This is a genomic window from Dyadobacter ginsengisoli DSM 21015, assembly GCF_059568735.1.
On sequence record NZ_JCANTY010000009.1, the window covers coordinates 211,290 to 234,862 of the forward strand.

Consider the following 23,573-nt stretch of genomic DNA (forward strand, 5'->3'; position numbering starts at 1 on the left):
TCGTGACCGCGACGGAAAATCGGTCGATCGCGACCCCGGCCCCATATCCAGCGTTTAGGAAACCCTATCGGGCGGCGGACCGCTCTATCCGTTGAACTACGCAGTCAATATTTTAATGAACTATACTCCCATTCTTTCGTGACCGCGACGGAAATCGGTCGATCGCGACCCCGGCCCCATATCTAGCGTTTAGGAAACTCCTATCGGGCGGCGGACCGCTCTATCCGTTGAACTACGCAGTCGATACCCCATCCCAAGTTGCGGGAATGGGGGTGCAAAACTGGGAAAAAATCATTTGAATTACAAATGATTATTCCTCAGTTTCTACCGGAGTGTAACCGAGATCAAGCCAATTCGGATAAATAGAGAAGTGTTTTTCCTTTACGAGCGAGAACAATGTCCGCTTCAACTCGTCGATATTTTCCTTCTGCTGGGCAGAGATGAAAACCACATGATCTGCTTTTTCCGCAATGTAGCTGCGTTTCAGTTGTTGCAGAATGTTTTCGGTAGATACACTTTCTTCTTCCGGCTCGTCGTCAGCGTTATAGGACGGTTTGTAAAGATCTATTTTGTTGAATACCAGAATCGAAGGCTTGTTAGCGGCACCGATTTCTTCAAGCGTTTTGTTCACTACGTCCAGGTGCTCCTCAAAGGAAGCATGCGAGATATCGACTACATGCATCAGAATATCCGCCTCGCGCACCTCGTCCAGCGTCGATTTGAACGACTCGATCAGGGTGGTTGGGAGTTTGCGGATGAAGCCCACGGTATCAGTCAGAAGGAAAGGGATATTCTCCATATTGACTTTTCGCACAGTAGAATCGACAGTTGCAAAAAGCTTATTTTCCGCAAAAACATCGGCCTTGGACAAGTTGCGCATTAATGTCGATTTACCCACATTGGTATAACCCACAATGGCGACGCGCACGAGCCTGTCCCGTTCCTTACGACGGGTTACACTCTGGCGGTCCACCTTTTCCAGCTTTTCCTTAAGGAATGCGATGCGGTCTTTCACGATCCGGCGGTCGGTTTCGAGCTCCGTTTCACCAGGACCTCGCATACCTACACCCGCACCCGACTGGCGACTAAGGTGTGTCCACAGCCGTGTCAGTCGCGGGTACATGTATTGGTATTGTGCCAGTTCGACCTGCAATTTCGATTGGGCGGTCTGGGCGCGCATTGCAAAAATGGCCAGGATGAGCAGGCTTCGGTCAATTACTTTGGTATCTTTGAAAACCGCTTCAAGGTTACGAACCTGCGATGGGGTAAGATCGTCGTCGTAGATGATCATATCCACGGGATTCGCAGTCACGTAAATCAGGATTTCTTCGAGTTTCCCTTTTCCTGTGTAAGTCCGGATATCGGCCCGTTCCAGGTTTTGCGTAAAGGTTTGAACGGTTTCCACTCCCAGCGTTGTCGCCAGAAAGGCCAGTTCTTCCAGGTATTCCTTGGTTTTTTCGACCGGTTGTTTTTGGGTACTTACCGCGACCAGTACGGCGGTTTCCTTGTGGGCGGCAGTGGAATATAATTTTTTCTTATCAATCATGCACTAGTTTTTTTGGCTGTGTTTTTCCGGCAAGAAATCCTTTTTGAACATACCCGCACGCCGGAAAATGGGTAGGGTTGGAACGGTTTGACGAAGGCAAAAGTTCACCACGGGAATTTGTGAAATTACATTTACCATTTAACAAATCCATTTTTTCGCTTGATTATTCAAAAAAGACTTTTGTATCTTTGCCCAAATTCATAAAGCCTATGTTGGTGCTCATCTTCGGTTAATTCTTAACCACCCGTCATTCTCCGCCTTTTTTACAGGCACTTTTTTACGGCCGTTGCTGGTCGTGCAATTTCTATTTATTCATTATTGCAAATTTCTATTATCCATGAAAAAGTGGTTTCAACTACTTCGTCAGGCTATTCGTGGCTCCGAAGAAAGTTTCACCGAAGGAAGCATCAACCGCGCTATATTTTTACTGTCTGTACCTATGATCCTGGAAATGGTCATGGAGTCGCTCTTCGCAGTGGTTGATATTTTCTTTGTTTCCAAAGTCAGTACAGAGGCCGTTGCCACGGTGGGGCTTACCGAATCGGTGATCACCTTGGTTTATTCCGTCGCAATTGGTTTGAGTACTGCTGCTACGGCTACTATCGCACGGCGAACCGGCGAAGGTAATCTCGCGCAGGCGCGGCATGCGGTAGGGCAAGTCATATTTATTTCGCTGTCTGTTTCTTCGGTGATAGCCGTATTGGGTTTCTGGCTCGCCGGGGATATTCTCCGGATGATGGGGGCGGATCATAAAGTGATTGAAACCGGGACGAACTTTGCCCGGATACAGTTCCTGAGCAGTCCGGTGGTTGTTTTGCTTTACTCCCTGAGCGGTGCCTTGCGTGGTGCGGGCGCTGCTGCAACGGCCATGCGCTCGCTGATCATCGCGAACGGGTTCAATATGCTTCTGGGGCCGATCCTGATTTTCGGTATCGGACCTTTTCCTGAGCTGGGCGTTACTGGTGCTGCATTGGCAACGGCAACGGGACGTTCGATAGGTGTGGGTTACCAGTTGTTTTCGCTAGCCAAAGGAAAAAGAGCGTTGGGATTGCAATGGGAGGACCTGCGGCCGAATATGGAGACGATCACGGCGATCATTAAAGTGGCGACAGGCGGCACCGTGCAGTTTCTCATCGGATCAGCCAGCTGGATTTTCCTAACACGCATTCTTTCTGAATTCGGTAGCGACGTTGTAGCGGGTTACACCATTGCGATCAGGGTGATCATGTTCACACTATTGCCCGCCTGGGGACTTGCGAATGCGGCGGCTACACTGGTCGGACAAAACCTGGGTGCCGGTAAGCCTGATCGCGCGGAGGCGTCGGTCTGGAAATGTGCATCCTATAACCTGATTTTCCTGCTTGTCTTATCGGTATTCATGTTTATTGGTGCCGAAAGCATTGTCAGTTTGTTCAGCACGCATCAGGATGTAGTGCAGACGGGAAAAATGGCGCTTCGTGTATTGTGTATGGGATACGGGTTTTATGCCTATGGAATGGTGGTGATCCAATCGCTGAATGGCGCTGGTGACACCAGGACACCGACGGTTTTGAACCTCATCGCATTCTGGGCTATTGAAATTCCGGTTGCGTATATATTGGCCGTTATCCTTGAACTGGGACCGGTCGGAGTTTTTGCATCGGTACCCATTGCGGAGTCGATCCTGGCTATGCTGGGAATATGGCGGTTCCGTCTTGGGGGATGGAAGGCCGTAAAAGTCTGATATGCCTGGAATTATAAGAGGGAGTCATTTATTGATTGCGTTTGCCAGGTCATGTCTGGTGGTGGTACGTTATTGCCTTTCCAAGCTGGGACGGAGGTAGCCCGAAACAAAAACGCGACCTTTGGGGTTTTAACAGTGATACATTTCGTCATATCCGCATGAAAATAGAACAGATTTATACCGGATGCCTTGCCCAGGGGGCATATTTCATAGTTTCAAACGGCGAAGTGGCGGTCATCGATCCACTTCGTGAAGTGGCACCCTACATTCAAAAAGCTGAAAGGATCGGGGCTGGCATCCGGTATGTATTTGAAACCCATTTTCATGCGGATTTTGTGTCCGGTCATCTGGATCTGGCCGAGAAAACAGGAGCGGTGATCGTATATGGGCCCGGTGCACAAACCGGATTCAAGGCCCATATCGCCGTGGACGGGGAAGAGTTCCGGTTGGGCGATGTGACGATCAAGGCATTGCATACACCGGGACACACCATGGAATCTACGAGTTACCTGCTGATAGACGAGTCGGGAAAACCGGTGGCATTATTCAGCGGTGATACGCTATTCATAGGTGACGTTGGCCGTCCGGACCTTGCACAAAAAGGCGAGCTGACGATGGAAGACCTTGCAGGTACACTTTACGATAGCCTGCGTTCGAAGATCATGCCATTGCCTGATGATGTGATTGTGTACCCGGCGCACGGGGCAGGCTCCGCGTGCGGGAAGAATATGAGCAAGGAAACGTCAGACACGCTGGGTAACCAGAAGCGGTTCAACTATGCTTTGCGTCCCGATATGACGAAAGATGAGTTTATCAGCGAAGTAACTGCGGGGCTAACCGAGCCGCCGCAATATTTCCCCGAAAACGTACGGATGAACCGCGACGGCTATGAAAGCATCGACGACGTACTGGAACGGGGCCATCAAGCCTTATCGCCGGAGGCATTCGAAGCAAAGGCCAATAATACAGGCGCATTGATACTCGATACCCGGAAACCGGAGGCGTTTGCCAAAGGTTTTATCCCTAATTCCATCAATATCGGCATAGACGGCAGTTTCGCACCTTGGGTAGGGGCATTAATTCCTGACCTGAAACAGCAACTGATGATCGTTACCGAGCCGGGCAGGGAGGAGGAGGTCGTGACGCGGCTTGCGCGCGTGGGTTACGACTACACCATTGGTTACCTGAATGGCGGGTTTGAGAGCTGGAAAGAAGCCGGGAAGGAAACGGATTCGGTAGCGTCGGTAACTGCAGGAGAGTTTGCGGAACGGTTTGAAAGGGATGATCTGGAAGTGATCGATGTGCGGAAGCCCGATGAATTCGCGGCAGGCCATATCGAAGGTGCCAGAAACCTTCCGCTCGACTACATTAACGACTTGATGCAGGAGTTCCCCAAAGACAAAACGCTTCACATTCATTGCGCGGGCGGGTACCGTTCGATGGTAGCGGCTTCCATTCTCAAATCGCGGGGCATCGATGACGTAGTCAATATCGAAGGCGGATACGGAGCCGTATTGAAGACGGACGTGCCGGTTTTGACGGGAGTATAAATCCGCTGATTATAGCTTAGCAAAATAACCGAACTGAATGTAGTTTATTAAATACTATATAAATCCTATATAATAACTAACAAATCATGGAAATCATTGAATTGCTCCGAAAACCGTGGCCCTGGTATGTTGCAGGGCCGCTGATTGGTCTGACGGTCCCGATATTGCTATTGCTTGGGAATAAATCTTTGGGTATTTCTTCGTCGTTGCGTCATATCTGTGCGGCGGTGGTGCCGGCCAATATTCCGTTTTTCAAATACAATTGGAGGAAGGAGGCCTGGAACCTGTTTTTCGTGGCCGGTATTGCAGTGGGCGGTCTCGTCGGAAATTTTGCGTTGGGAAATCCCGATGACATGGTGGTTTCAGCGGATACCCGGCAGACCTTGTCGTCCCTGGGAGTTACTGATTTTTCGGGACTGATGCCTTCGGATATATTTTCACTCGCTAATATCTTTACCCTTAAGGGTGCTATTTTCTTCGTACTGGGTGGATTTCTCGTAGGTTTTGGAACCCGGTATGCAGGGGGATGCACATCCGGCCATGCCATAATGGGCCTTTCTAATCTACAATGGCCGTCACTCGTGGCTACGGTCAGTTTTATGGCGGGTGGGTTTGCCTGCACACATTTGTTGCTTCCTTTTCTGCTCGGTCTGGTGAGGTAAGTGGTCCAGGCGGCCGCTACCTTACTTATTAAATACACTCAACAATGGAAAAAATACATCAACCTGCTGCTTTCGGCAATAACGAACCGGATCTCATCAAAATGGATGGCTGCGACGGGGCCAACCACCAGGAAAGTGCCGAAAGTTTTGCAGCCAATCTCAAATACATGATCGTGGGTATCGTGTTCGGGATTGTTTTTGTGAAGGCGGAAATCGTGTCCTGGTTTCGGATACAGGAAATGTTCCGGCTGGACTCCTTTCACATGTACGGCGTCATTGGTTCTGCGGTGGCGGTGGGGCTGCTGTCAGTCTGGCTGATCAGGAAATTAGATATCAGAACCTTATCCGGCGAGCATGTGAGCATTGCCGACAAAGTTTTTGATCAGGGCCAGATCTATGGTGGCGTGGTGTTCGGCATCGGATGGGCCATTACTGGCGCTTGTCCGGGACCGCTGTTCGCGCAGATCGGAGCAGGTTATGGCGCGGTGGCAGTTACTTTGTTGAGCGCGATTGCCGGTACCTGGGTATATGGACTGATCCGGGCAAAGCTTCCGCATTGAATTACTGCTTTCGTGCTACGAGATAAAGTTGCTCGTCGCCCAGCATAAACGGGTCGGCTTCGAGGTTACCGAACGTCCCCACCACAGTCATCCCGGCGCGTTCGAACATGAATGTAAGCTCACCCAGCGTGTAAATGTGCTGGCGCACGTTGTGCGTCACTTTTTCAGAACCCGAAATAAAAGTCTGCTCGGCTTCAATGTAGCTTCCCGCGGCGTGGTATTCGTTTTCGGCGAGATAGACGATATCCTCTTTTACAGGCATCCAGTTCCTTGACTGGAAGTTAGGCAGGATGCTTTCGGCCAGGTGCTCGGTGTGAATCGCTGCATGTGCACCGGGTTTCAATACCGAGGCTATTTGACTGATGAATTGTTGCATTTCCGGCCTTGGGAAAAAGCTAAAACTGTTGCCGAAGCAATAGGCCGCATCAAATGCTTCTTCCGGAAGATTCAATTCTAGTACATCGGCACAAACGACTTTGACCGGTAATTGCTCCTGCTCCGCAATGGCACGCAGTTCGTCACAGTACTCGGCAGAAATATCGATACAAGTCACTGAGGAGCCTTGTTCGGCGAGTGGCAATGCATGCCGCCCATAGCCGGCCAGCATATCCAGTACCAGACTATCGGGGGTTATTTCGAGCACATCCCGCAGGAAATCGACTTCATATTCGGTATATTCTTCATCCTGGTGCAGTTTCCAGGCGCGTTGCGGAAGTCCTTTGAAATAGGTATGGTACCAGGCCACTGGGTATTTTTGTTTGATCAGAAATTCAAAACTACGAAAAAAGCGAACTCACATCCGCATTAATCCGGGGGTAATGCGCAGGTATACCTGCCCCGAAAGCGGCGTTCCACCATAGCTGGCTTCGAGCATTCTGTCAATGGAATAAAGGCTGATCTGTCCTCCGGCTTGTAAAAGTGTGTTCCCGAACGAAGTGATCTGCCGGTTCAAACCCAGGGAAAACATAGAAACCGGGAGTCGCTCGATACCCAATTCGCCGAGAGAAGTGGCGAGCCCCAGTTCGTTAACGCTCTTTTGCACCCATTCGTAGCGGCCGTAAACAGCCCATTTATCCAGCTGGACATTGGATTCGGCCAGAACGGAATTTTCCTTGTGATGGGCACCGGCATCATTCAAGCCCCACACAAGCGTGGAAGAAATCCATCTGTTTTTACCATTGAGTTGGGCAGAATGCTGTACCGAGGCAGTGGTCCGGTTCACGTCTTCGTCCGGTTCGGCGGGCTCGGGACTTTTGATAAAACCTCTTGAAACCTGCAATGCCCAGTTAGCCGACGGGTTGAATAGAAGTCGGTAACTATGAGAATTGAAGCGCGGTTTGTCGAAATCGAAGCGGTTTTCGTCGGGCTCCCGACCAGTAAATGACGAGCCTTCCAGTTTGAATTTGCCGTATCGGATACCTGCGGTTACCACGCCAAATGTAATATGGGTAGCGTCCTGCCAGTGATGGCCTAATACGGCATCCGGATTATTGAATGCCGACATCCGGTGCATGAATGCGGTCGGACCTAATGCAGGCTCACCGGGATAGCCGGCGTAAAGCGTGAGGTCGATCTGATCGTTGACACGCTGCGTGTAGGCGACGGAAAGTTCCGAGATCAGGTCATGCGGATGTTGCCGGTCGATCAACGGTTTGCTTTTCCAGCTTTCACCCGACTGAAAAAGAAGGGGATAGCCAGCTCCTCCATCGAAAACGCGGTCGAGGGAAACCATGGCGCGAATGTTCAGCAATCCGTTTTTCCCGACCTGCCGTTGCGCCATACCCATGAACCAGTTGGGCATGCTGAATTTGGAATCGGATCCTTTTTTGCCGCTATTGTTGAAGTTTTGACTGGTGTAGCGAAGGAACAGGCTGCCGTGTAGCATGTAATTCCATTTATTGCCGTGCTTCATATACGCATACATGGGCGTGGCGTCCGGCTGCCATCCAGTACCCGACCCATTTCGGGTCATAGGCAGGCTTAATGAAAAGCTGTGGGTCATGTGTAAGGTACCATGTTGCTTTTGATCATGGTCCATTTGCCCATGATCCATGCTTTTCATGTCATGCATTTCATGGCTAACAGTGTCTTTAGCAGACTCCTGATGGTGTTCGTGCTGTGCGAATGCCGGTGAAATGACAGCCCCCATTCCGGCGGCTGTCATCAGGATCAGTTTGTTGAGAAGCATCATGAAGTAGTTTCGTGATCAATGCGCCGCCGCAGTTTTCCGGCAACAGCTTGGCAATTTGTCGTGCGACTTCTGGTTTGCAGGCAGCTCGTCGGCATCGTATCCCGTGCTGGTAATGGTTGCCTTAATGGCCTCCGGAGTGGTTTTGTTCGGATTGTATTTCACGGTTACTACCTTGTTGGACAGGTCGAGATTCGACTCTTTCACCCCTTTGGAAAGGCCCAGGTTTCGCTCGATGCGCGCCTTGCACATTTCGCAAATGGCGGAGGTTTTGATCTTAACCTCTTTGTCTCCGTCGGCTATCGCGACGTTCAAAGCCAGAAACAAGGCTGTCAGAATGCTGAGAATGGTCGTTTTCATAGTTTTAATAATTTGAATGATTAATGCTGATGGGCAGTGGAATCGGTATCGGCCATCGCTACTTCCTGTAAATCCATTTTGCAAACCGGGCATTTGCCGGCCTCCTCGTAGGTTTTTTCGCCTTCACATTTCATTGGACAGGCATATTTTTTGTCATTTACCGCATGTGCTTCCGTACCCGCAGCCGCATTTTCAGATTTTTCGTTATTTCCCGCGCAGGCCGCGAAAAGAAACACCAGGGATGCAAAAATGACTTGTTTCATACAGTTGAAGTTTTTGAATTAAAGCTTGATAATAGGTTATTTGATCGTAATGCCAATCCGGTATTCAATGACCTACCTGGTCGAGGGCGGTTCTTTGTAAAGCACTTTTCTTGAATTCACCCGGGGTCATGCCCGTCACTTTTTTGAACTGATTGCTGAGGTGCGCCGTGCTGCTGTAAGAAAGCCGCCAGGCTATTTCGCTCAATGTAAGTTCATTGTAGGACAGCCATTCTTTCACTTTTTCCACCTTTTGCGCGATAACGTACTGCTCGATCGTCTGTCCTGTTTCGGAAGAAAACAGGTTGCTCAGATAAGAGTATTCATATCCGATCTTTTCCGAGAGATAGTCCGAAAAATTCATCTGCGCCGGTTTATTGCCTTTAAGGTTTTGGACCTCGTCGATGACCAGCGTTTTAATATGCTCCACCATCGCAAGCCTCCGGTCGTCCAGCAATTCAAAACCGTTGGCTTCGAGTACTGTTTTCACCTCTTTCAGTTGACTACCATCCACCTCCGCCACCGTTTCGACCTCACCCAGTTCCACAAAATTCAGATCGATGCCCAGCCTGTTCAGTTCTTCGCGAACGACCCGCTTGCAGCGGTCACAGACCATATTTTTAATATATAATTTCATAAGTCCATTCCATTTAGTCTTTTAACCCTTCTTCCCTGCCACCATTCCTCCATTATCTGACAATCTTATAACGCATTCCCGCGTAAATCATTCGCCCTACGACCGGTCCCCAGGCCATTCCGGCATCGAAATGCTGGCCGAAAGGCTCGTTAGCTCCCATAATGGGGTCTTTCTGGCGGAAATTAGCCAGATTTTCGCCACCCAAGTAGATGTCCCATTTAGGAAATGTACGGGTGATTTGGGCATTCAGGTTATAGAATGAGGGCGACATCGTCGATGCCAGGTCTGTTGGAACGTGATGATCGGGAATATGACCCATGTAAGGAATTCTTCGTTTGCCGTTCCATTGAACGGTAGCATCAAATTTCCATTTGTCATAAGGCAGTGCATAACCCGCATTGAACAGCACCCGGTCGCGGCTGACCATCATCCTGGGCTGCAATGTATTGGCATCATAAACATTCCGGATGGTTTGTTTTACATCAAAAAGGCGATAGGCGAGTTTGAGCTCAAATCGTTTGATGGGAGTCAGGTTTGCTTCGGCCTGGAAACTGTTCGCGTAGGCTTTTCCTTCCAGGTTGTAAAAACGCATGTATCGCGGATCTTCCATGTCGGCTACCAGCTGGTTTTCAAAGTCAGTGCGATAAAAATCCATGATAAAGTTACCGCTCATTTCCCCGATTTTAAACTCCTGCGTCAGGCTTGCGCCATAATTCCAGGACACTTCCGGGCGGATGCTTTCGCGGAAAACCACTGCACGGGAACTTACCAGATTGCCATAGTACTCGGCCAGTGGGTTTGATACCCGGAAACCGCGCCCCGCCGAAGCCCGGAGGGTGGTTTGGTCGGTAAGATTGTACTTCAGATGCAGGCGGGGCGTCCATTGGGTGCCGTATAAGTTATGAAAATCCACCCGGCCACCGGCCACCATCACGAATTTGTCGAGATGGTTGTACGTATATTCAAAGAAAGCGCCCGGAACAGATTCATTTCTTTTCAGGCTAATGTCTTTGTAAAGCTCATCGTAGTGATCGAGCATGTAGCTGATACCAGTTTTGTAGGAATGGTTGGTATTGCCGATGATCGACTGATAAATGAGGTTCCCGTAGAACGTTTTCTGGCGGCCGTTGTAGTTATTCAGTCCAAAATAGGACTTGGAATCGTGCACGGAGGCGTTAACGATCAGGCCAAGACCTTTGTAGGGCTGGTCGGGAAACAAGCGCGCGATCTTCGAGAAAAACTCGTAACGGTTTATCCGCGCACCAAACCCATAGGCTTGGGTAGTTCCCTTCATTTCACGTTCGAAATCCTTTTGTCCGCCCAGGCGATCCTCATAAAGTGCTTTTACACCGAACTGAGCCATCATTTTGCTTCCCTGGTATTTCCATCGGTTGATCGCGTTGTACTGGGTATAGAGCGGCAGATCGAGGAAGCCATCGCCGTTTTTATCGACACGGTTGCGGAGCGTGCTGCCGTGGGTGAGCAGCCCGGTGCTCCATTTCTCACTCAATTTGTGGGCAAGGTTCAAATTCACCTCTGCGCGACCGAAGTTATTGACATAGGTGTTCAGGTACAGCTTTTCGTCGGTATCGGGCTTTTGCAGCTCGACATTGATTTGTCCCGTCATGGATTCATATCCATTCACCACAGAACCGGCTCCTTTGCCGACGTCGATGGACTGTATCCACGTTCCCGGCACGAAATTAAGCCCGAAAGTAGAAGCCAGTCCGCGAATGGACGGGATGTTTTCCACATTGGTTTGAATATAAGTACCATTCAGTCCGAGCATCTGGATCTGTTTGGAGCCGGTGACCGCGTCGGCATATGAGACCGATACGGATGCATTCGTTTCAAAGCTTTCGGAAAGGTTACAGCACGCAGCTTTGGCCAATGCCCGTGTCGTGATGATTTCGGTCTGATGCGGAGAAAGACGGTCGATGGAAGTGTTGTCGGCCCGTACCACCACTTCATCCAGCGTCTGATCGTTTTGCAGGACTACCTGGAGTTCGCTTTCCTGTCCTATTTTGATCGTATCGTTACGGAAGCCGACGAAACTCACCACGAGCAGTGCCGATTGGGCCGACCGGGGAATACTGAATTTCCCGTTGGCATCGGTGGCCGTGGCATGGGTAGTCCCCGACCAGTACACGTTGGCACCTGTAATGGGTTTCAGGCTTTTGGTTTGAGAGTCCTGCTCATTTACTGAGCCGGTTATACGCTGTGCGTAGATGGAGGAGGAAATGACTAAGAGTAGTCCTCCCAGCAGGTATTTATTCATGATTTCATCGATTCATTGGAATAAGAGATTCTTGCCAAATCGGGATGCTGTTAAGCATGGATTTGCGTTAAAAGGCTGTTATTCAATGATATCAAATCAAGAAAGACTGGATAAAAGCAAGCATACTTCTCCCGTGAAGACGGGAAGAGAAGGATATGTTGGGGAATAGTGAATGGGAAGGGATAATCCATTCGGCCTGGATAAAACGGAAGCGGGTTACTGCCCACGTTACGCCAGTGGCTACTGATTTGAGCAGTTTGGCAAGAAGTTGTGAATCATGGGAGACAATTTCGAGTTTTTTGAGTTGCTGGCTTTCCTTGCAGCAGTCGGTTTTTTTGAGAAATGTACCCTTCGCCATTTTCAGCTGCGCACTTTTGGCACAGCAGGAAGAGACGATTTTCGGTTTGCAAGACTCCGCTTTGGAATTGCTCACGAACTGCACCGATTTGCTGTCCATAATCGTGCACAGGCGCTCCGTTATGGCGAAACCGGTGCTGCTCAGCAGAACCAGGAATGCCATCAGGATGGTGATCGATCGGTGTAGTTTATTTTTCATCTTGTTGCTGTTGGCAGCAGGCTTTGAACTGTTGATCTGGCCCGGAAACTGAACTCCGGGCCAAAATTACTAATTATCAGGCGATTTCCTCGGCTACATATCCGGCCTTTTTAATCAGCTCGCTGATTTCTTCCGGAGAATGGGTCGTTTCAACTTTCAGTACGCGGTCGGCACTTTCCAGGTCGACGCTCCAGTTTTCAACATTTTCGTCACCATTGAGGAAAGGGGTAACGCCGGCGACACAGCCGCCGCATTTGATATTGGTTTTGAATTTTAATGTTTCCATGTTGCTATAATGGCCGGGGTGATACCCGTTGTATTTTGTGATTAATTGTTTTACAAATATCGGCAGCCCCCGGCGCCGGAATATTACAGAATTGTGGGAATGCTTTACAGAGTTTTTGGTTGTTGACTTCCCACCTTATGGCTACAACCGCGCGCTTTTCAACCTTAAACTATTCATCACCACGGAAACCGAGCTCAGCGCCATTGCTCCGCCGGCGATCATCGGGTCGAGGAGGAAGCCGTTGATTGGATAAAGGATCCCGGCGGCGACCGGGATGCCGATCACATTGTAGATGAATGCCCAAAACAGGTTTTGTTTAATGGTTACCACTGTTTTGTGCGACAGTTTCAACGCTTTGGGCAATGCCAGAAGATCGGAGGTGATGAGGGTCATTTTGGCCACATCCATGGCGATATCCGAACCTTTACCCATCGCCACACTCACATCCGCTTGCGCGAGCGCCTGAGAGTCATTGATGCCGTCGCCTACCATGGCGACAATCTTGCCCGCAGACTGAAGTTTTTTAACAAACTGCATTTTATCGTCCGGTTTCACCTCTGCCTGAAAACTGTCGATTCCTACCTGCCGGGCCACCGCTGCTGCGGTTTGGGCATTATCGCCGGTTAGCATATACACTTCGATCCCCTGGGCATGGAGTTTTGCGACAGCTTCCCGCGAAGTCGCTTTCAATTGGTCGGCGATGGCCGCGAGCCCGGTATGCTGACCATCGATCGCTATTCCAATCACGGTTTGGGCTTGTGCCGTCAACTGGTCATGCGCATTTTGCAATTCAGGGATCAGTTTAACACCTTCTTTTGCAAGAAAGCGGAACGTGCCGATCAGATATCTTTGCCCATTTACAGTGCCCTGGATGCCACTGCCGGTCCGTGATTGAAATTCGGTTACCTCTACTTTTTCTGCATCTTCAATAAAATCTACAATGGCCTGGGCCAGTGGATGCTCGGATCGCGATTCGAGGGCTTTGACGGCTGCGAGATGCGCCGATTGATTTTGCAAAGAATCGACCCATTGCCAGCCGGTTACTTTCGGACGGCCTTCCGTGAGGGTTCCGGTTTTGTCGAGGATTACGGCGTCGACTTTGTATGCTTTTTCAAGACTTTCGGCGTCGCGGATCAGGATGTTGTTCTCGGCGCCTTTGCCTACTCCTACCATCATGGCCGTAGGAGTGGCGAGCCCGAGCGCGCACGGACATGCAATTACCAGCACCGACACTGCTGCGAGCATCGCGTGTGTGAGGGCATTTTCGGCTCCTAACACCATCCAGGTTGCAAATGTGAGTAGGGCAATGACAATGACGACCGGTACAAAGATGCCCGCAATGCGGTCCACCAGTCGTTGAACGGGAGCTTTGCTGCCTTGTGCAGCCTGTACGGTTTTAATGATCTGCGCCAGGACCGTCTGCTTCCCGATTTTTTCGGCGGAGAAAGTGAAACTTCCGTGCTGATTGATCGTTCCTGCAAAAACCTGCTCGCCAGCCTTCTTTTCGGCGGGGATAGGCTCGCCGGTCATCAGGCTTTCGTCGACATACGAGCTGCCGCTGAGCACTTTGCCGTCGACCGGAATTTTCTCCCCGGAGCGGATCACGATTTCATCGCCTACATGGACGTCTTTCACACCAATCTCCATTTCGGCTCCGTCGCGATACACGCGCACCGTCTTGGGTTGCAGGCCGATCAGCTTTTTCAATGCATCCGAAGTATTCGATTTGGCGCGTTCTTCCATTAGTTTACCCAACAGAATGAAGAAGATAATCACCGCCGCGGCTTCAAAATAGACATGCGGATGCAAACCACGCTGGTGCCAGAATTCAGGAAAAAATGTATTGAAAGTGCTGAAAAGGAATGCGACGCCGGTACTTAACGCCACCAGCGTGTCCATATTGGCTTTGCGATGCGTGGCCTGTTTCCAGGCGTTGATGAAGAAATCCTTCCCGAACACCAGCAGAACCGGAATCGTGAGGGCCAGCATGATGTAATTGGCATTAGACCAATCCATGAAGAACATACCCAGGACCACGATGGGTACCGTTAGAATACCGGTATAGATCGCGTTGTTTTTGAGCTTTCGATAGCGTTCATGCTGGATTTTTTCCTGCTCTGCGATAGCGTCGTCCTCGTCATCCTCAATGATCAGCCCGTAACCGATGCTTTGAAGTACCTGGTCCATATCGGGGAGGTCTACCAGCTCGGGGTCGTACGCCACGGAGACAGATTGATTGGCATAATTCACTCCGGCATGGATGACTCCTTTTGTATGGCCTAGCATCGATTCCACACTTACAGCACACGCGGCACAGGACATGCCGGTTACCGGTAGCGTTACTTTTTTTATATCTGTTGTCGTTTCCATAGTCTTTCAGAATTGGAATACAAAGATAAAATCCGGCTCTCCCGGAGTCGTTACACAATTCTGGCTGTGGTTTACAAGATTCAAGGAAACGGATGTCTCAGGCAAGCCGGGTGCCGTTCGGGACGGGGAAGTCGGGGCTTGTCAGGATCACTTCGCCGTCGGGTAGAACGAAGCCGGTGGTAAGGACTTCGGACCGGAAATCGGCAATCTGTTTCGGAGGAAAGTTGACGACGCAAAGGACCTGCTTGCCGAGCAGCTGGTCTTTGGTATAGCGGGCGGTAATCTGAGCAGAACTTGCCCTGATACCGATTTCGGGACCCAGATCGATGCGCAGTTTAAATGCGGGCTTTCTTGCTTTCGGAAAATCGTCGACCTGAATGATCGTTCCGGCACGGAGATCAACTTGTTCAAAATCCTGCCAGGTAATCGTGTTCATGTTGCTTTCAGTTTGATATTAGTAATACTTATCTGGCAAATTAACATTAAAAAAGCCTTTTGCCGACCTTTCTCTTGCATTGCCAGGATTCATTTAAAACATTACAGATGAAAAAACTGATCGTTTCCATGATGCTGCTTTCGGCCGGATTACTGGCTTTTTCTTCCCAGGACAGAACCATCACATTCTATGTAGGTACACAGGATAAGGGGGCCAATTCTTCGATAACGCGGTGTGAACTTAATCTGTCGTCAGGCCGGATCACCCTGATCGACACTATCAATAAGTGCATTGCGCCAGGCTATTTGGCTATTTCCCCGAATAAAAAGAACCTGTATGCGATATCTTCCGATAACAAGGTATCCGCTTTTGTGATCGGCGCCGACCGGAAGCTAACCTATCTGAACAGCGAACCCTCGGAAGGCGTCGGACCTTGCCACGTTTCGGTACATTCTACCGGAAAAATGGCTTTTGTTTCCAACTATGGCGGCGGAAGTTTTTCGGCTTATAATATCGGGACCGACGGGAAGCTGAGCGCACAGGTGTACAAAGAGCAATATGCCGGGACGGGACCTAATGCGAAACGCCAGGAAAAGGCGCATGCGCATTTCGCGACTGCCAGCCCGGATGGCAGATATGTGTATGTGACGGATTTGGGAAGCGACAAGGTCATGAACTACACGGTGGATGTCAATACGGGCACACTGGCACCGAATGTGGCCCAACCGTTTTTCTCAGGTAAGGCTGGCGCAGGCCCGCGCCATTTGATCATTCACCCTTCCGGGAAAAGATTGTTTTTGCTCAACGAACTGGATGCCACATTGACCGCCTGCAACATCGGGAAAAAGGGAGTAATAACAGCCATTAAAACCTATCCTACCATCCCTGCCGATTATTCAGGCCCGACGAACACGAGCTCAGCGATCCATTTACACCCGAACGGCAAGTTTGTATATGTTTCCAACCGGGGCCACAATTCGATCAGCGCATTCAGGATACTGGGTAATGGGGAATTGGAAATGGTCGATCAGCAAACGAAGTCTATTTCAACGCCGCGGGATTTCAATATCGATCCGACCGGCAAGTTTATGGTTGTAGCCAACCAGTCGTCGGATAACCTGGTGGTGTACGATGTGGATGCCACAACGGGCAAATTCACGTTTAAGCAGGAAAGTATCGGCGTGAAAACGCCGATCTGTGTGGCATTCCTCTGAACAAAATGGTCAGAGTTTTCTGGCCATTTTGTTTTGATAGTAGCTTAGGAAATCCTCGATCTGCTCCACGGGCATTTTGCGGGCGATGATCTTTTTGTTTTTGTCGAGAATGTAAATGGTTGGTGTCGTAACCACATCGAATTTCCTGTTGAAGTCGATCTGCTGAAGGGCGTCGAAGCCATTGATCAATTCTTCCAGGTGGTAGGTTTTGACGAATGTTTTCCATTCCTCTACATTGTGCTCAGTCGAAATGGCCATTACCTTGATGCCATTCGCTTTGTTCTTGTCGTAGAATGCTTTCAGGACAGGCGAAGCCTCCTTGCAATGTCCGCAGGAAGGGGCGAAGAAAAACAATATCGTGTAGTTAGCCTGAATGGTCTGAACACTCACTTTTTTGCCTGCCGGATCAGTCAATGTCAGTGCAGGGAAAGGTTTGTTCACCAGGAGGTCTTTTAACGTAGTGACCTTTTCGGTAATGCGTTTTTTGATATCCTCGGATACGCCCATTTCGCCCGACAGATAATATTTGTTGGCCATATGCACCCAAACGGCCTCTGTTCCCACTGTTTTCGGATTTTCGTACTGGTTGGTGATGTAAAAAACAGTCCAGGCTTTCAGGTCTGTGTTGACGGAAACCTTCTTCACAATCATATCGGCGTCTTTGATAATTGAGTCAGGCACCTGTACGACGAGGTTTTTGAAATAACGTTCCAGCTTAGGTTCCAGGAACGGCGTGTTGACGATCCTGGGATCCGAAAAATCGAACGCGTCCCAGTAATGGGCCTTGTAATAGTTGAAAACCCACATGGAATCGGTTTTGCCATTCGGTAACTTCGGTGCGGCAGGTATTTCAGGGTCTGCCGACATTTTCAGCAGTGTTGCGGTGAAGCTGTCGGCATGTTCGGTTAGTAACTTCTTACGGTAGGTGCCAAACCCTTCCTGTATCGTTTTCAACCGGGCTTGGGCTTCCGGGGTCGTTTGTTTGCTCAGCGACTCCATTTCCTTAGTACCGTTGTTTAATTCTTTTCGATAGTTGTTGAAAAGCTCGTTTTCCTTGGAACCGGTTACTTTCATGGAGCCGATCATATCGGTCGTATCTACCTCAATGGCAAAGTTGGGTTCCTTGCCGGAATAAATGAGTTCGATCATTTTTTGGTTTCCAGGAAACAGGATTACGTACAGGCCCCCCGGAAGAGGTCCCGGGCCTTCAAATACCATTTTGCCATTAGCATCCGCTTTGGCCGTGTCTTTGGGTACAAATTGCGTAGCATTGCGATTATAATGCCCAATTACAAAGGAAGAGTCCCGCATGCCCTTCACCGTGGCTTCGATGCGATAGCCTTGTGAAAAAGCATTGGAGAAAAAAGTCAAAAGGAGCAGCAATGTGAAAACCGAAGCGCGGGTATAAACTGTCATCAGGGTATGGAAAGTTTGCTTTTGAGCTGTTTATTGGATTATTTCAAATCCGGATCACCGTAAAATTAACTTCAAAACGACAACTTCTGTCGACTTCTTATCCAAATGTTTTTTTTTCTCTCCAAAGCTATCGATTTCCTGGTCATGCCGCTGAGCATCATTCTTATACTGCTCCTGTATGCTTTTGCGGTTAAGAATGCGAAGAAACAAAAGCGGATCGTCGGTCTTGCGGTCGTACTGCTGCTCGCAATGTCGAATTCTTTTCTGGTAAGAAGGGCCCTGAACTGGTACGAGGCTCCTTTGGTGAATCTGAACGAGATTCAAGGTACTTACGATGTAGGGATTTTGCTGTCGGGAGGGTTGATATATACCAATATGCCAAGACAAAACCACATCGCGATGGGTAAGCATGGAGATCGTGTATTACAGACCTTCGAGCTTTATAAAAATGGAAAAATCAAAAAAATCCTGATTACCGGCATGAGCAGCGACGAGGCTATGGCCGATGGAAGAGGGGAAACCCGAAGGGCGGCGTCACTCCTGGTGAACTGGGGTGTTCCGGCCAAAGACATCATTTTTGAAGAGAAAGCCAAGAACACACGCGAAAATGCGCTCTACTCAGCTCGGATACTGAAAAAAATGTTCCCTTCAGGGCGATACATTCTGATCACCTCCGCGTTCCACATGCGCCGGTCGGTCGGGTGTTTTGAAAAAGCGGGTATCAAAACAATGCCCTTCCCGGCCGACTTCTACGGAGGATATGATGAGTTGGGTATTCGCGAAATCGTCCCTCAACCAGCAGTGCTTGCTGATTGCCATGTACTATGGCACGAGATGGTTGGATTCGCGATTTACAAAATCATGGGTTACTGCTGAGTGGTAACCTGGCGTATTAAACGCTCAGGATCTTCACCATTCTCAGCAAGTCTTCATTGATAGGTTTGGGCAAGCGGATCGTATCTTCGAATGGTGTGTATACCAGTTCGTTGTTGATGATCCCCGCCATGACGTTCTTCTGACCGGCGATGAGGCCTTCGAGTGCGCCCAATCCCAGGCGACTCGCCAGAATGCGGTCGTAGGCAGATGGCGTTCCTCCGCGCTGGGTATGGCCCAGTGTGGTTACCCGGATGTCGGCATTTTCGTCCACCTGTACTTTGATCTTGTCTGCCACTTCCTGCGCGCTTCCTTCTTCGTCGCCTTCAGCCACGATGATAATGGAAGAGGATTTCGAGCGGCTCCATCCCTGTTTGAGCGTTTCGACGACCTGAGAAATAGGGGTAAGCACTTCCGGTACCATTACGAGCTCTGCGCCCCCTGCGATACCCGACTGGATTGCAATGTAGCCCGAGTCACGGCCCATTACTTCGATAAAAAAGATACGGTCGTGCGAGCTGGCCGTGTCGCGGATACGGTCAATAGCGTCCAGCGCGGTATTTACTGCAGTATCGAAGCCGATGGTGTAGTCTGTTCCGTAAAGGTCGTTGTCGATCGTTCCGGGAGCTCCTACCGTGGGAATACCATATTCGTTGCCAAAAATCATAGCCCCTGTGAAAGTACCGTTACCGCCGATGGCGATCAGTCCCTCGATGCCCAGCGCCACCAGGTTGTCGTGTGCCTTCTTGCGGCCTTCGGGTGTCATGAACTCTTTGCTTCTTGCCGATTTGAGGATCGTACCTCCTCTTTGTACTATATTGCTAACCGAGTGGGATTCCATTTTATAGACATCCCCGGCGATCATTCCGCTATATCCTCTTCTGATTCCAAAAACTTCAATACCGTGATAGCATGCTCCGCGTACCACCGCCCGGATGCAGGCGTTCATACCCGGGGCATCTCCTCCTGAGGTAAATACTCCAATTCTTTTCATTTAATAATTTCGGGTTACTTCTAATCTTTCTATGTACAGCACCAATTGAACCTTAAAGGCACAATTTCCGCAAATTTATCCGGTATTTTCTTAAAATAGATGCCTTGATTCTTAATTATGTTAAAAAAATGCGAGAACAAGAATCATTTTTTACATCTCAAACATATACCAATACTTATATATTTGCGCCGGTTAATAGAAATTTAATGTCCCTTAACCGACGCTCATTGCTACTATTACTGTTTGAAAAGTCATATTTGTGGCGGATCGTTTACGGTACCGTCTCAGCCTGAAACCAACCCGTAGCTTAATATTATCAAAATGAAAAATCTGTTTTCCTGGCCGCGCATCTGGCCTCACCTGGTTGCTGTCATCGGTTTTATGATCCTGTCCATCGCGTACGTATCACCCGTCCTGCAGGGCAAAAAACTCAGTGCTCAGGATGAGATCCAGGCTAAGGGCGCGGCGCGGGAGGTTCTTGATTACCACAAGCAAACCGGTGAATGGTCGGCATGGACCAATGGAATGTTCGGCGGGATGCCCGCCTACCTGGTCGCTGCGGATTATCCAACGAGTGTTTCCACCAAGCTCGGGCAAGGGATTAACAGGATTTTACCGGCACCAGCCAATTATTTCCTGATCGGGATGGTCAGCGCCTATATCCTTTTTATCGTCCTGGGCGCAGGAGGATGGCTTGCGGCGATCGGAGCGGTAGCCTTTTCGTTTTCATGTTTCAACGTCATAAACCTGGAAGCCGGGCATGTTTCGCAGGTGATTGCAATCATGTACGCGCCAGGGGTGCTGGCCGGTGTAATCCTTGCTTTTCGCAGGAACTGGCTGGCGGGTTCGGCGCTTACCGGGTTATTCCTCTCCCTGGAATTGTACGCCAACCATGTTCAGATCACGTATTATCTGGGTATCGGCGTGGTGATACTTGTTGTGATGGAGAGCATTTCCTATTTCAAAAATGGCAAAGTTAAGGAGCTTGTATTCGTTTTGGGCGGTCTTGCGCTTTCTGCGGTGCTCGCCGTAGGTACGCACACGACCCGGCTTTGGAATGCATATGATTATACCAAAGAAACCATTCGAGGGAAGTCGGAACTGACCTCTGGTGCCAATCAGGCGGCTTCCAAACAGGGCAGCGGGCTGGACAAGGAATATGCCTTTACGTACAGTTATGGTGTCGGGGAATTGCTCACGCTGGTAATTCCCAATGCCTACGGCGGTCCTTCCCTTGGCCCGCTGACGAATACATCGGAAACTTACAAAGTGTTGACTGGTAGGGGATTTGACCCGTCGGCGGCACTTAATATTGTTCAGCAATTACCGCTTTATTGGGGCAGTCAGCCTATTATGGGCGGCCCCAACTACATCGGAGCAATCGTCTTTTTCCTTTTTGTACTTGGATTATTCATTGTGAAAAATCCATTGAAATACTGGGCTGCGGGGGTTGTGGCACTGTATGTGGTTTGGGCGTTGGGAAAAAGTTTTGCGGGAATTAACTACCTTTTCTTCGATTATTTTCCGATGTTCAACAAGTTCAGGGCGATGACGATGGTGATTTCACTGGCTCAGCTGCTGATGGTGCTCGTCGGGATATTGGGATTGTCGGCTATAGCACAAAAGAAGATTGCCGCAAAGGAATTTCAAAAGCCCTTCCTGATCTCGGCAGGTATTACCGGAGGACTGATGTTGGTGATGGCATTGATGCCGGGTGTCTTTTTTAACTTTCAGTCGGCAAATGATCAGCAATTTGCAGACCAATTCTCGCAAATGGCTCAGGACAAGGCCTATGGTCAGCAGGTCATTAATGCCATTGTGCAGGATCGAGCCGGAATGATGAAGGCGGACGCCATTAGAAGCTTGATTTTTATCGCGCTTGCTGCCGGTTTGGTGTGGTTTTATGTACAGGAAAAAATCAAAACCGTACTGTTTGCGGGCGTAATGCTGGTACTGGTTATTTTTGATTTATTCGGCATTGACAAAAGATATCTCAACGACGAAGACTTTGTGACCAAATACGTAGCACAGGGAATTACTACTCCTTCTCCGGCTGATGAACAGATCCTCCGTGACACGGATCCTGATTATCGTGTCTTCGACCAATCTTCCCGTCAGGGGCCGTTCAATAGCGCCGATGCCTCCTATTTCCATAAATCGCTGGGCGGCTATCACGCGGCTAAGCTACGTCGTTACCAGGAATTATTTGAGCATCAGCTCATGACGGAAAAGCCTAATTTCGAGATCATTAACATGCTGAATACGAAATATTTCATCTCAGCGGATCAGCAGGGTAATAAAGTGGCGCAGCCAAACCCGCAGGCTTACGGACATGCGTGGTTCGTGAAGTCTTATAAGGTAGTGCCGAACGCCGACGCCGAAATGGCTGCATTAAATGCGGTGAACCTGAAAGATGTGGCGGTGATCGATCAGCGTTTTGCTTCAAAACTGGGTGGTTTGGCGATCCGGCCGGATTCGACAGCCAAAATCAGCCTGATCTCTTACAAGCCCAATGAACTGGTTTACGAGGCGAGCTCAAATGCAGAAGGGCTAGCGGTGTTTTCGGAGATTTATTATAATGTACGTGACGAATGGAAAGTCACGATCGACGACAAGCCGGTTGATCTCTTGCGGGCGAATTACGTGCTGAGGGCATTGCGCATTCCGGCAGGCAAACATACGGTTAAGTTCCGTTTTGAGCCGGTGTCGGTAGCCACGGGAAGCAAGGTAGACCTGGTGAGCTCTTTGCTGCTGATCGGATTGATCGCCGGGGCAGTATGGATGGAAGCTAAAAGAACGAAAAACGCATAGCGATGACAGACCGGAAATTTCCCATAGGACCGCTGGTATTACAGGATTCGTATTCCAGGGAAGAAATCGGGCAGTTTATCGATGTGATCGCCACCATTCCCGTCGAATACCGCAAACGCGTAGCCGACTTGCCGGATGAAGATTTGCTCAAAACCTACAGGGAAGGAAGCTGGAACCTCCGGCAACTCGTGCATCACGTGGCGGACCTGCAATTTGTGCATTATCTCAGGATGAAAAAGGCGATCACCGAACCGGATTACAGGGAGGTCACACTGATTGACATGAATGCCTGGGCCGGCACCCCGGATTCGCTTAATATGCCCATAGCACCGTCGCTGGCATTGTTTGAAGGGACTCACGCACGTTACGCATACATCGCAGGCACGTTGAGCGAGGAGCAGCTTGCGATTCGATACTACCATGCTCCGCGTAAGCTCTGGTTCAGCCAGGCGCAGGCGCTTGCAATGTCTGTCTGGCATGTACGGCACCATTTGGCGCATATCGACCTGGCATTGGGAAACATTGACTAGGGCCAGGAATAATGTCTCAGGCAACGGGTAAATATCTCATTATAATCGGGATGGCGGTGGTGCTGATCGGCATCGCCGTCTACTTTCTTAGCGAGAAACTGCATTGGCTAGGGAGGTTACCCGGCGATATCCGGGTTGAAAAAGAAAATTTCCGGTTTTACTTCCCGATTACCACCATGTTACTGCTCAGTGGTCTCATTAATCTCGTTATTTGGCTCGTTAGGAGGTTTTTGTAAGCGCATCTTGCTGATAACCAATGTTATAAATTGCGGATGGTATTCCATTTTGGTTGAACGAGAATAAAATATCATTCATCTTTAAAG

General features: G+C 49.5%; 22 protein-coding genes. 9 read left to right on the forward strand and 13 right to left on the reverse strand.

The features are described 5' to 3' along the window. Positions 1-310: 310 nt before the first annotated feature. Positions 311-1,546: a GTPase HflX gene (gene hflX / locus BP71_RS30145; RefSeq protein ID WP_496385328.1), complete on the reverse strand. Its 1,236-nt coding sequence runs from the start codon at positions 1,544-1,546 to the stop codon at positions 311-313. 337 nt (positions 1,547-1,883) lie between these two features. On the opposite strand from hflX, the gene BP71_RS30150 reads away from it, so the two are divergent. The 4 genes from BP71_RS30150 (at position 1,884) to BP71_RS30165 (ending at position 6,041) form a co-directional block, all read left to right on the forward strand. Beyond that, positions 1,884-3,269, forward strand: coding sequence for an MATE family efflux transporter (locus BP71_RS30150; RefSeq protein WP_496385329.1), 1,386 nt, complete (start codon positions 1,884-1,886; stop codon positions 3,267-3,269). 158 nt (positions 3,270-3,427) lie between these two features. After that, positions 3,428-4,819 carry an MBL fold metallo-hydrolase gene (locus tag BP71_RS30155; RefSeq protein WP_496385330.1) on the forward strand — a complete coding sequence of 464 codons (1,392 nt, stop codon included), beginning with the start codon at positions 3,428-3,430 and terminating at the stop codon, positions 4,817-4,819. An 86-nt stretch (positions 4,820-4,905) separates the two neighbouring features. Continuing rightward, positions 4,906-5,481 (forward strand): YeeE/YedE family protein, encoded by a 576-nt coding sequence (locus BP71_RS30160; RefSeq protein WP_496385331.1) that lies wholly within the window; start codon positions 4,906-4,908, stop codon positions 5,479-5,481. A 101-nt stretch (positions 5,482-5,582) separates the two neighbouring features. After that, positions 5,583-6,041 (forward strand): DUF6691 family protein, encoded by a 459-nt coding sequence (locus tag BP71_RS30165; protein ID WP_496385475.1) that lies wholly within the window; start codon positions 5,583-5,585, stop codon positions 6,039-6,041. Position 6,042: 1 nt separating this feature from the next. On the opposite strand, the gene BP71_RS30170 is transcribed toward BP71_RS30165, so the two are convergent. The 10 genes from BP71_RS30170 to BP71_RS30215 all read right to left on the reverse strand — a co-directional run bounded on the left by BP71_RS30170 (position 6,043) and on the right by BP71_RS30215 (position 15,412). Further along, positions 6,043-6,786 carry a class I SAM-dependent methyltransferase gene (locus BP71_RS30170; RefSeq protein ID WP_496385332.1) on the reverse strand — a complete coding sequence of 248 codons (744 nt, stop codon included), beginning with the start codon at positions 6,784-6,786 and terminating at the stop codon, positions 6,043-6,045. Positions 6,787-6,834: 48 nt separating this feature from the next. Then, positions 6,835-8,229, reverse strand: coding sequence for a hypothetical protein (locus BP71_RS30175; protein ID WP_496385476.1), 1,395 nt, complete (start codon positions 8,227-8,229; stop codon positions 6,835-6,837). An 18-nt stretch (positions 8,230-8,247) separates the two neighbouring features. After that, on the reverse strand, positions 8,248-8,589 hold the full coding sequence (locus BP71_RS30180; RefSeq protein ID WP_496385333.1) for a heavy-metal-associated domain-containing protein: 342 nt from the start codon (positions 8,587-8,589) through the stop codon (positions 8,248-8,250). Between the two features lie 20 nt (positions 8,590-8,609). After that, a complete protein-coding gene (locus BP71_RS30185; protein ID WP_496385334.1) occupies positions 8,610-8,852 on the reverse strand; it encodes a heavy metal-binding domain-containing protein in 243 nt (80 codons plus the stop codon). 64 nt (positions 8,853-8,916) lie between these two features. After that, positions 8,917-9,486: a helix-turn-helix domain-containing protein gene (locus BP71_RS30190; RefSeq protein WP_496385335.1), complete on the reverse strand. Its 570-nt coding sequence runs from the start codon at positions 9,484-9,486 to the stop codon at positions 8,917-8,919. 52 nt (positions 9,487-9,538) lie between these two features. Beyond that, complete coding sequence (locus BP71_RS30195; protein ID WP_496385336.1) at positions 9,539-11,764, reverse strand: TonB-dependent receptor; 2,226 nt, start codon at positions 11,762-11,764, stop codon at positions 9,539-9,541. Positions 11,765-11,855: 91 nt separating this feature from the next. Beyond that, entirely contained in the window at positions 11,856-12,320 is a 465-nt protein-coding gene (locus BP71_RS30200) for a hypothetical protein (protein ID WP_496385337.1), read from the reverse strand. A 76-nt stretch (positions 12,321-12,396) separates the two neighbouring features. Then, positions 12,397-12,606, reverse strand: coding sequence for a heavy-metal-associated domain-containing protein (locus BP71_RS30205; protein WP_496385338.1), 210 nt, complete (start codon positions 12,604-12,606; stop codon positions 12,397-12,399). A gap of 141 nt (positions 12,607-12,747) precedes the next feature. Next, positions 12,748-14,976 (reverse strand): heavy metal translocating P-type ATPase, encoded by a 2,229-nt coding sequence (locus BP71_RS30210; protein ID WP_496385339.1) that lies wholly within the window; start codon positions 14,974-14,976, stop codon positions 12,748-12,750. 97 nt (positions 14,977-15,073) lie between these two features. Beyond that, the gene (locus tag BP71_RS30215) at positions 15,074-15,412 is read right to left on the reverse strand and encodes a tRNA-binding protein (protein WP_496385340.1); all 339 of its coding nucleotides are present in this window, start codon (positions 15,410-15,412) and stop codon (positions 15,074-15,076) included. 107 nt (positions 15,413-15,519) lie between these two features. Here BP71_RS30215 and BP71_RS30220 point away from each other — a divergent pair, with 107 nt between their 5' ends. Further along, the gene (locus BP71_RS30220; protein ID WP_496385342.1) at positions 15,520-16,626 is read left to right on the forward strand and encodes a lactonase family protein; all 1,107 of its coding nucleotides are present in this window, start codon (positions 15,520-15,522) and stop codon (positions 16,624-16,626) included. 9 nt (positions 16,627-16,635) lie between these two features. On the opposite strand, the gene BP71_RS30225 is transcribed toward BP71_RS30220, so the two are convergent. Then, on the reverse strand, positions 16,636-18,042 hold the full coding sequence (locus tag BP71_RS30225; RefSeq protein WP_496385343.1) for a redoxin domain-containing protein: 1,407 nt from the start codon (positions 18,040-18,042) through the stop codon (positions 16,636-16,638). A 105-nt stretch (positions 18,043-18,147) separates the two neighbouring features. Between BP71_RS30225 and BP71_RS30230 the strand changes: the two genes are divergently transcribed. Continuing rightward, positions 18,148-18,918, forward strand: coding sequence for a YdcF family protein (locus BP71_RS30230; protein ID WP_496385344.1), 771 nt, complete (start codon positions 18,148-18,150; stop codon positions 18,916-18,918). A 16-nt stretch (positions 18,919-18,934) separates the two neighbouring features. Here the strand turns inward: BP71_RS30230 and pfkA are convergent, their stop codons facing one another. After that, positions 18,935-19,909 (reverse strand): 6-phosphofructokinase, encoded by a 975-nt coding sequence (gene pfkA, locus BP71_RS30235; protein WP_496385346.1) that lies wholly within the window; start codon positions 19,907-19,909, stop codon positions 18,935-18,937. A 321-nt stretch (positions 19,910-20,230) separates the two neighbouring features. On the opposite strand from pfkA, the gene BP71_RS30240 reads away from it, so the two are divergent. From BP71_RS30240 to BP71_RS30250, 3 genes are read left to right on the forward strand one after another with little or no spacing between them, the layout of a single operon-like run. Further along, a complete protein-coding gene (locus BP71_RS30240) occupies positions 20,231-22,720 on the forward strand; it encodes a hypothetical protein (protein ID WP_496385347.1) in 2,490 nt (829 codons plus the stop codon). Positions 22,721-22,722: 2 nt separating this feature from the next. Continuing rightward, positions 22,723-23,250, forward strand: coding sequence for a DinB family protein (locus tag BP71_RS30245; RefSeq protein WP_496385348.1), 528 nt, complete (start codon positions 22,723-22,725; stop codon positions 23,248-23,250). A gap of 59 nt (positions 23,251-23,309) precedes the next feature. Further along, positions 23,310-23,486 carry a DUF2905 domain-containing protein gene (locus BP71_RS30250; RefSeq protein WP_496385477.1) on the forward strand — a complete coding sequence of 59 codons (177 nt, stop codon included), beginning with the start codon at positions 23,310-23,312 and terminating at the stop codon, positions 23,484-23,486. Positions 23,487-23,573: the final 87 nt, after the last annotated feature.

Bases quoted from the DNA above. Each gene is read 5' to 3' on its own strand.
- hflX (WP_496385328.1), bottom strand. From the start codon at position 1,546: ATGATTGATAAGAAAAAATTATATTCCACTGCCGCCCACAAGGAAACC.
- BP71_RS30220 (WP_496385342.1), top strand. From the start codon at position 15,520: ATGAAAAAACTGATCGTTTCCATGATGCTGCTTTCGGCCGGATTACTG.
- BP71_RS30245 (WP_496385348.1), top strand. From the start codon at position 22,723: ATGACAGACCGGAAATTTCCCATAGGACCGCTGGTATTACAGGATTCG.
- BP71_RS30230 (WP_496385344.1), top strand. From the start codon at position 18,148: ATGTTTTTTTTTCTCTCCAAAGCTATCGATTTCCTGGTCATGCCGCTG.
- BP71_RS30175 (WP_496385476.1), bottom strand. From the start codon at position 8,229: ATGCTTCTCAACAAACTGATCCTGATGACAGCCGCCGGAATGGGGGCT.
- BP71_RS30180 (WP_496385333.1), bottom strand. From the start codon at position 8,589: ATGAAAACGACCATTCTCAGCATTCTGACAGCCTTGTTTCTGGCTTTG.
- BP71_RS30150 (WP_496385329.1), top strand. From the start codon at position 1,884: ATGAAAAAGTGGTTTCAACTACTTCGTCAGGCTATTCGTGGCTCCGAA.
- BP71_RS30215 (WP_496385340.1), bottom strand. From the start codon at position 15,412: ATGAACACGATTACCTGGCAGGATTTTGAACAAGTTGATCTCCGTGCC.
- BP71_RS30225 (WP_496385343.1), bottom strand. From the start codon at position 18,042: ATGACAGTTTATACCCGCGCTTCGGTTTTCACATTGCTGCTCCTTTTG.
- BP71_RS30210 (WP_496385339.1), bottom strand. From the start codon at position 14,976: ATGGAAACGACAACAGATATAAAAAAAGTAACGCTACCGGTAACCGGC.
- BP71_RS30205 (WP_496385338.1), bottom strand. From the start codon at position 12,606: ATGGAAACATTAAAATTCAAAACCAATATCAAATGCGGCGGCTGTGTC.
- BP71_RS30165 (WP_496385475.1), top strand. From the start codon at position 5,583: ATGGATGGCTGCGACGGGGCCAACCACCAGGAAAGTGCCGAAAGTTTT.
- BP71_RS30200 (WP_496385337.1), bottom strand. From the start codon at position 12,320: ATGAAAAATAAACTACACCGATCGATCACCATCCTGATGGCATTCCTG.
- pfkA (WP_496385346.1), bottom strand. From the start codon at position 19,909: ATGAAAAGAATTGGAGTATTTACCTCAGGAGGAGATGCCCCGGGTATG.
- BP71_RS30185 (WP_496385334.1), bottom strand. From the start codon at position 8,852: ATGAAACAAGTCATTTTTGCATCCCTGGTGTTTCTTTTCGCGGCCTGC.
- BP71_RS30155 (WP_496385330.1), top strand. From the start codon at position 3,428: ATGAAAATAGAACAGATTTATACCGGATGCCTTGCCCAGGGGGCATAT.
- BP71_RS30160 (WP_496385331.1), top strand. From the start codon at position 4,906: ATGGAAATCATTGAATTGCTCCGAAAACCGTGGCCCTGGTATGTTGCA.
- BP71_RS30190 (WP_496385335.1), bottom strand. From the start codon at position 9,486: ATGAAATTATATATTAAAAATATGGTCTGTGACCGCTGCAAGCGGGTC.
- BP71_RS30240 (WP_496385347.1), top strand. From the start codon at position 20,231: ATGAAAAATCTGTTTTCCTGGCCGCGCATCTGGCCTCACCTGGTTGCT.
- BP71_RS30195 (WP_496385336.1), bottom strand. From the start codon at position 11,764: ATGAATAAATACCTGCTGGGAGGACTACTCTTAGTCATTTCCTCCTCC.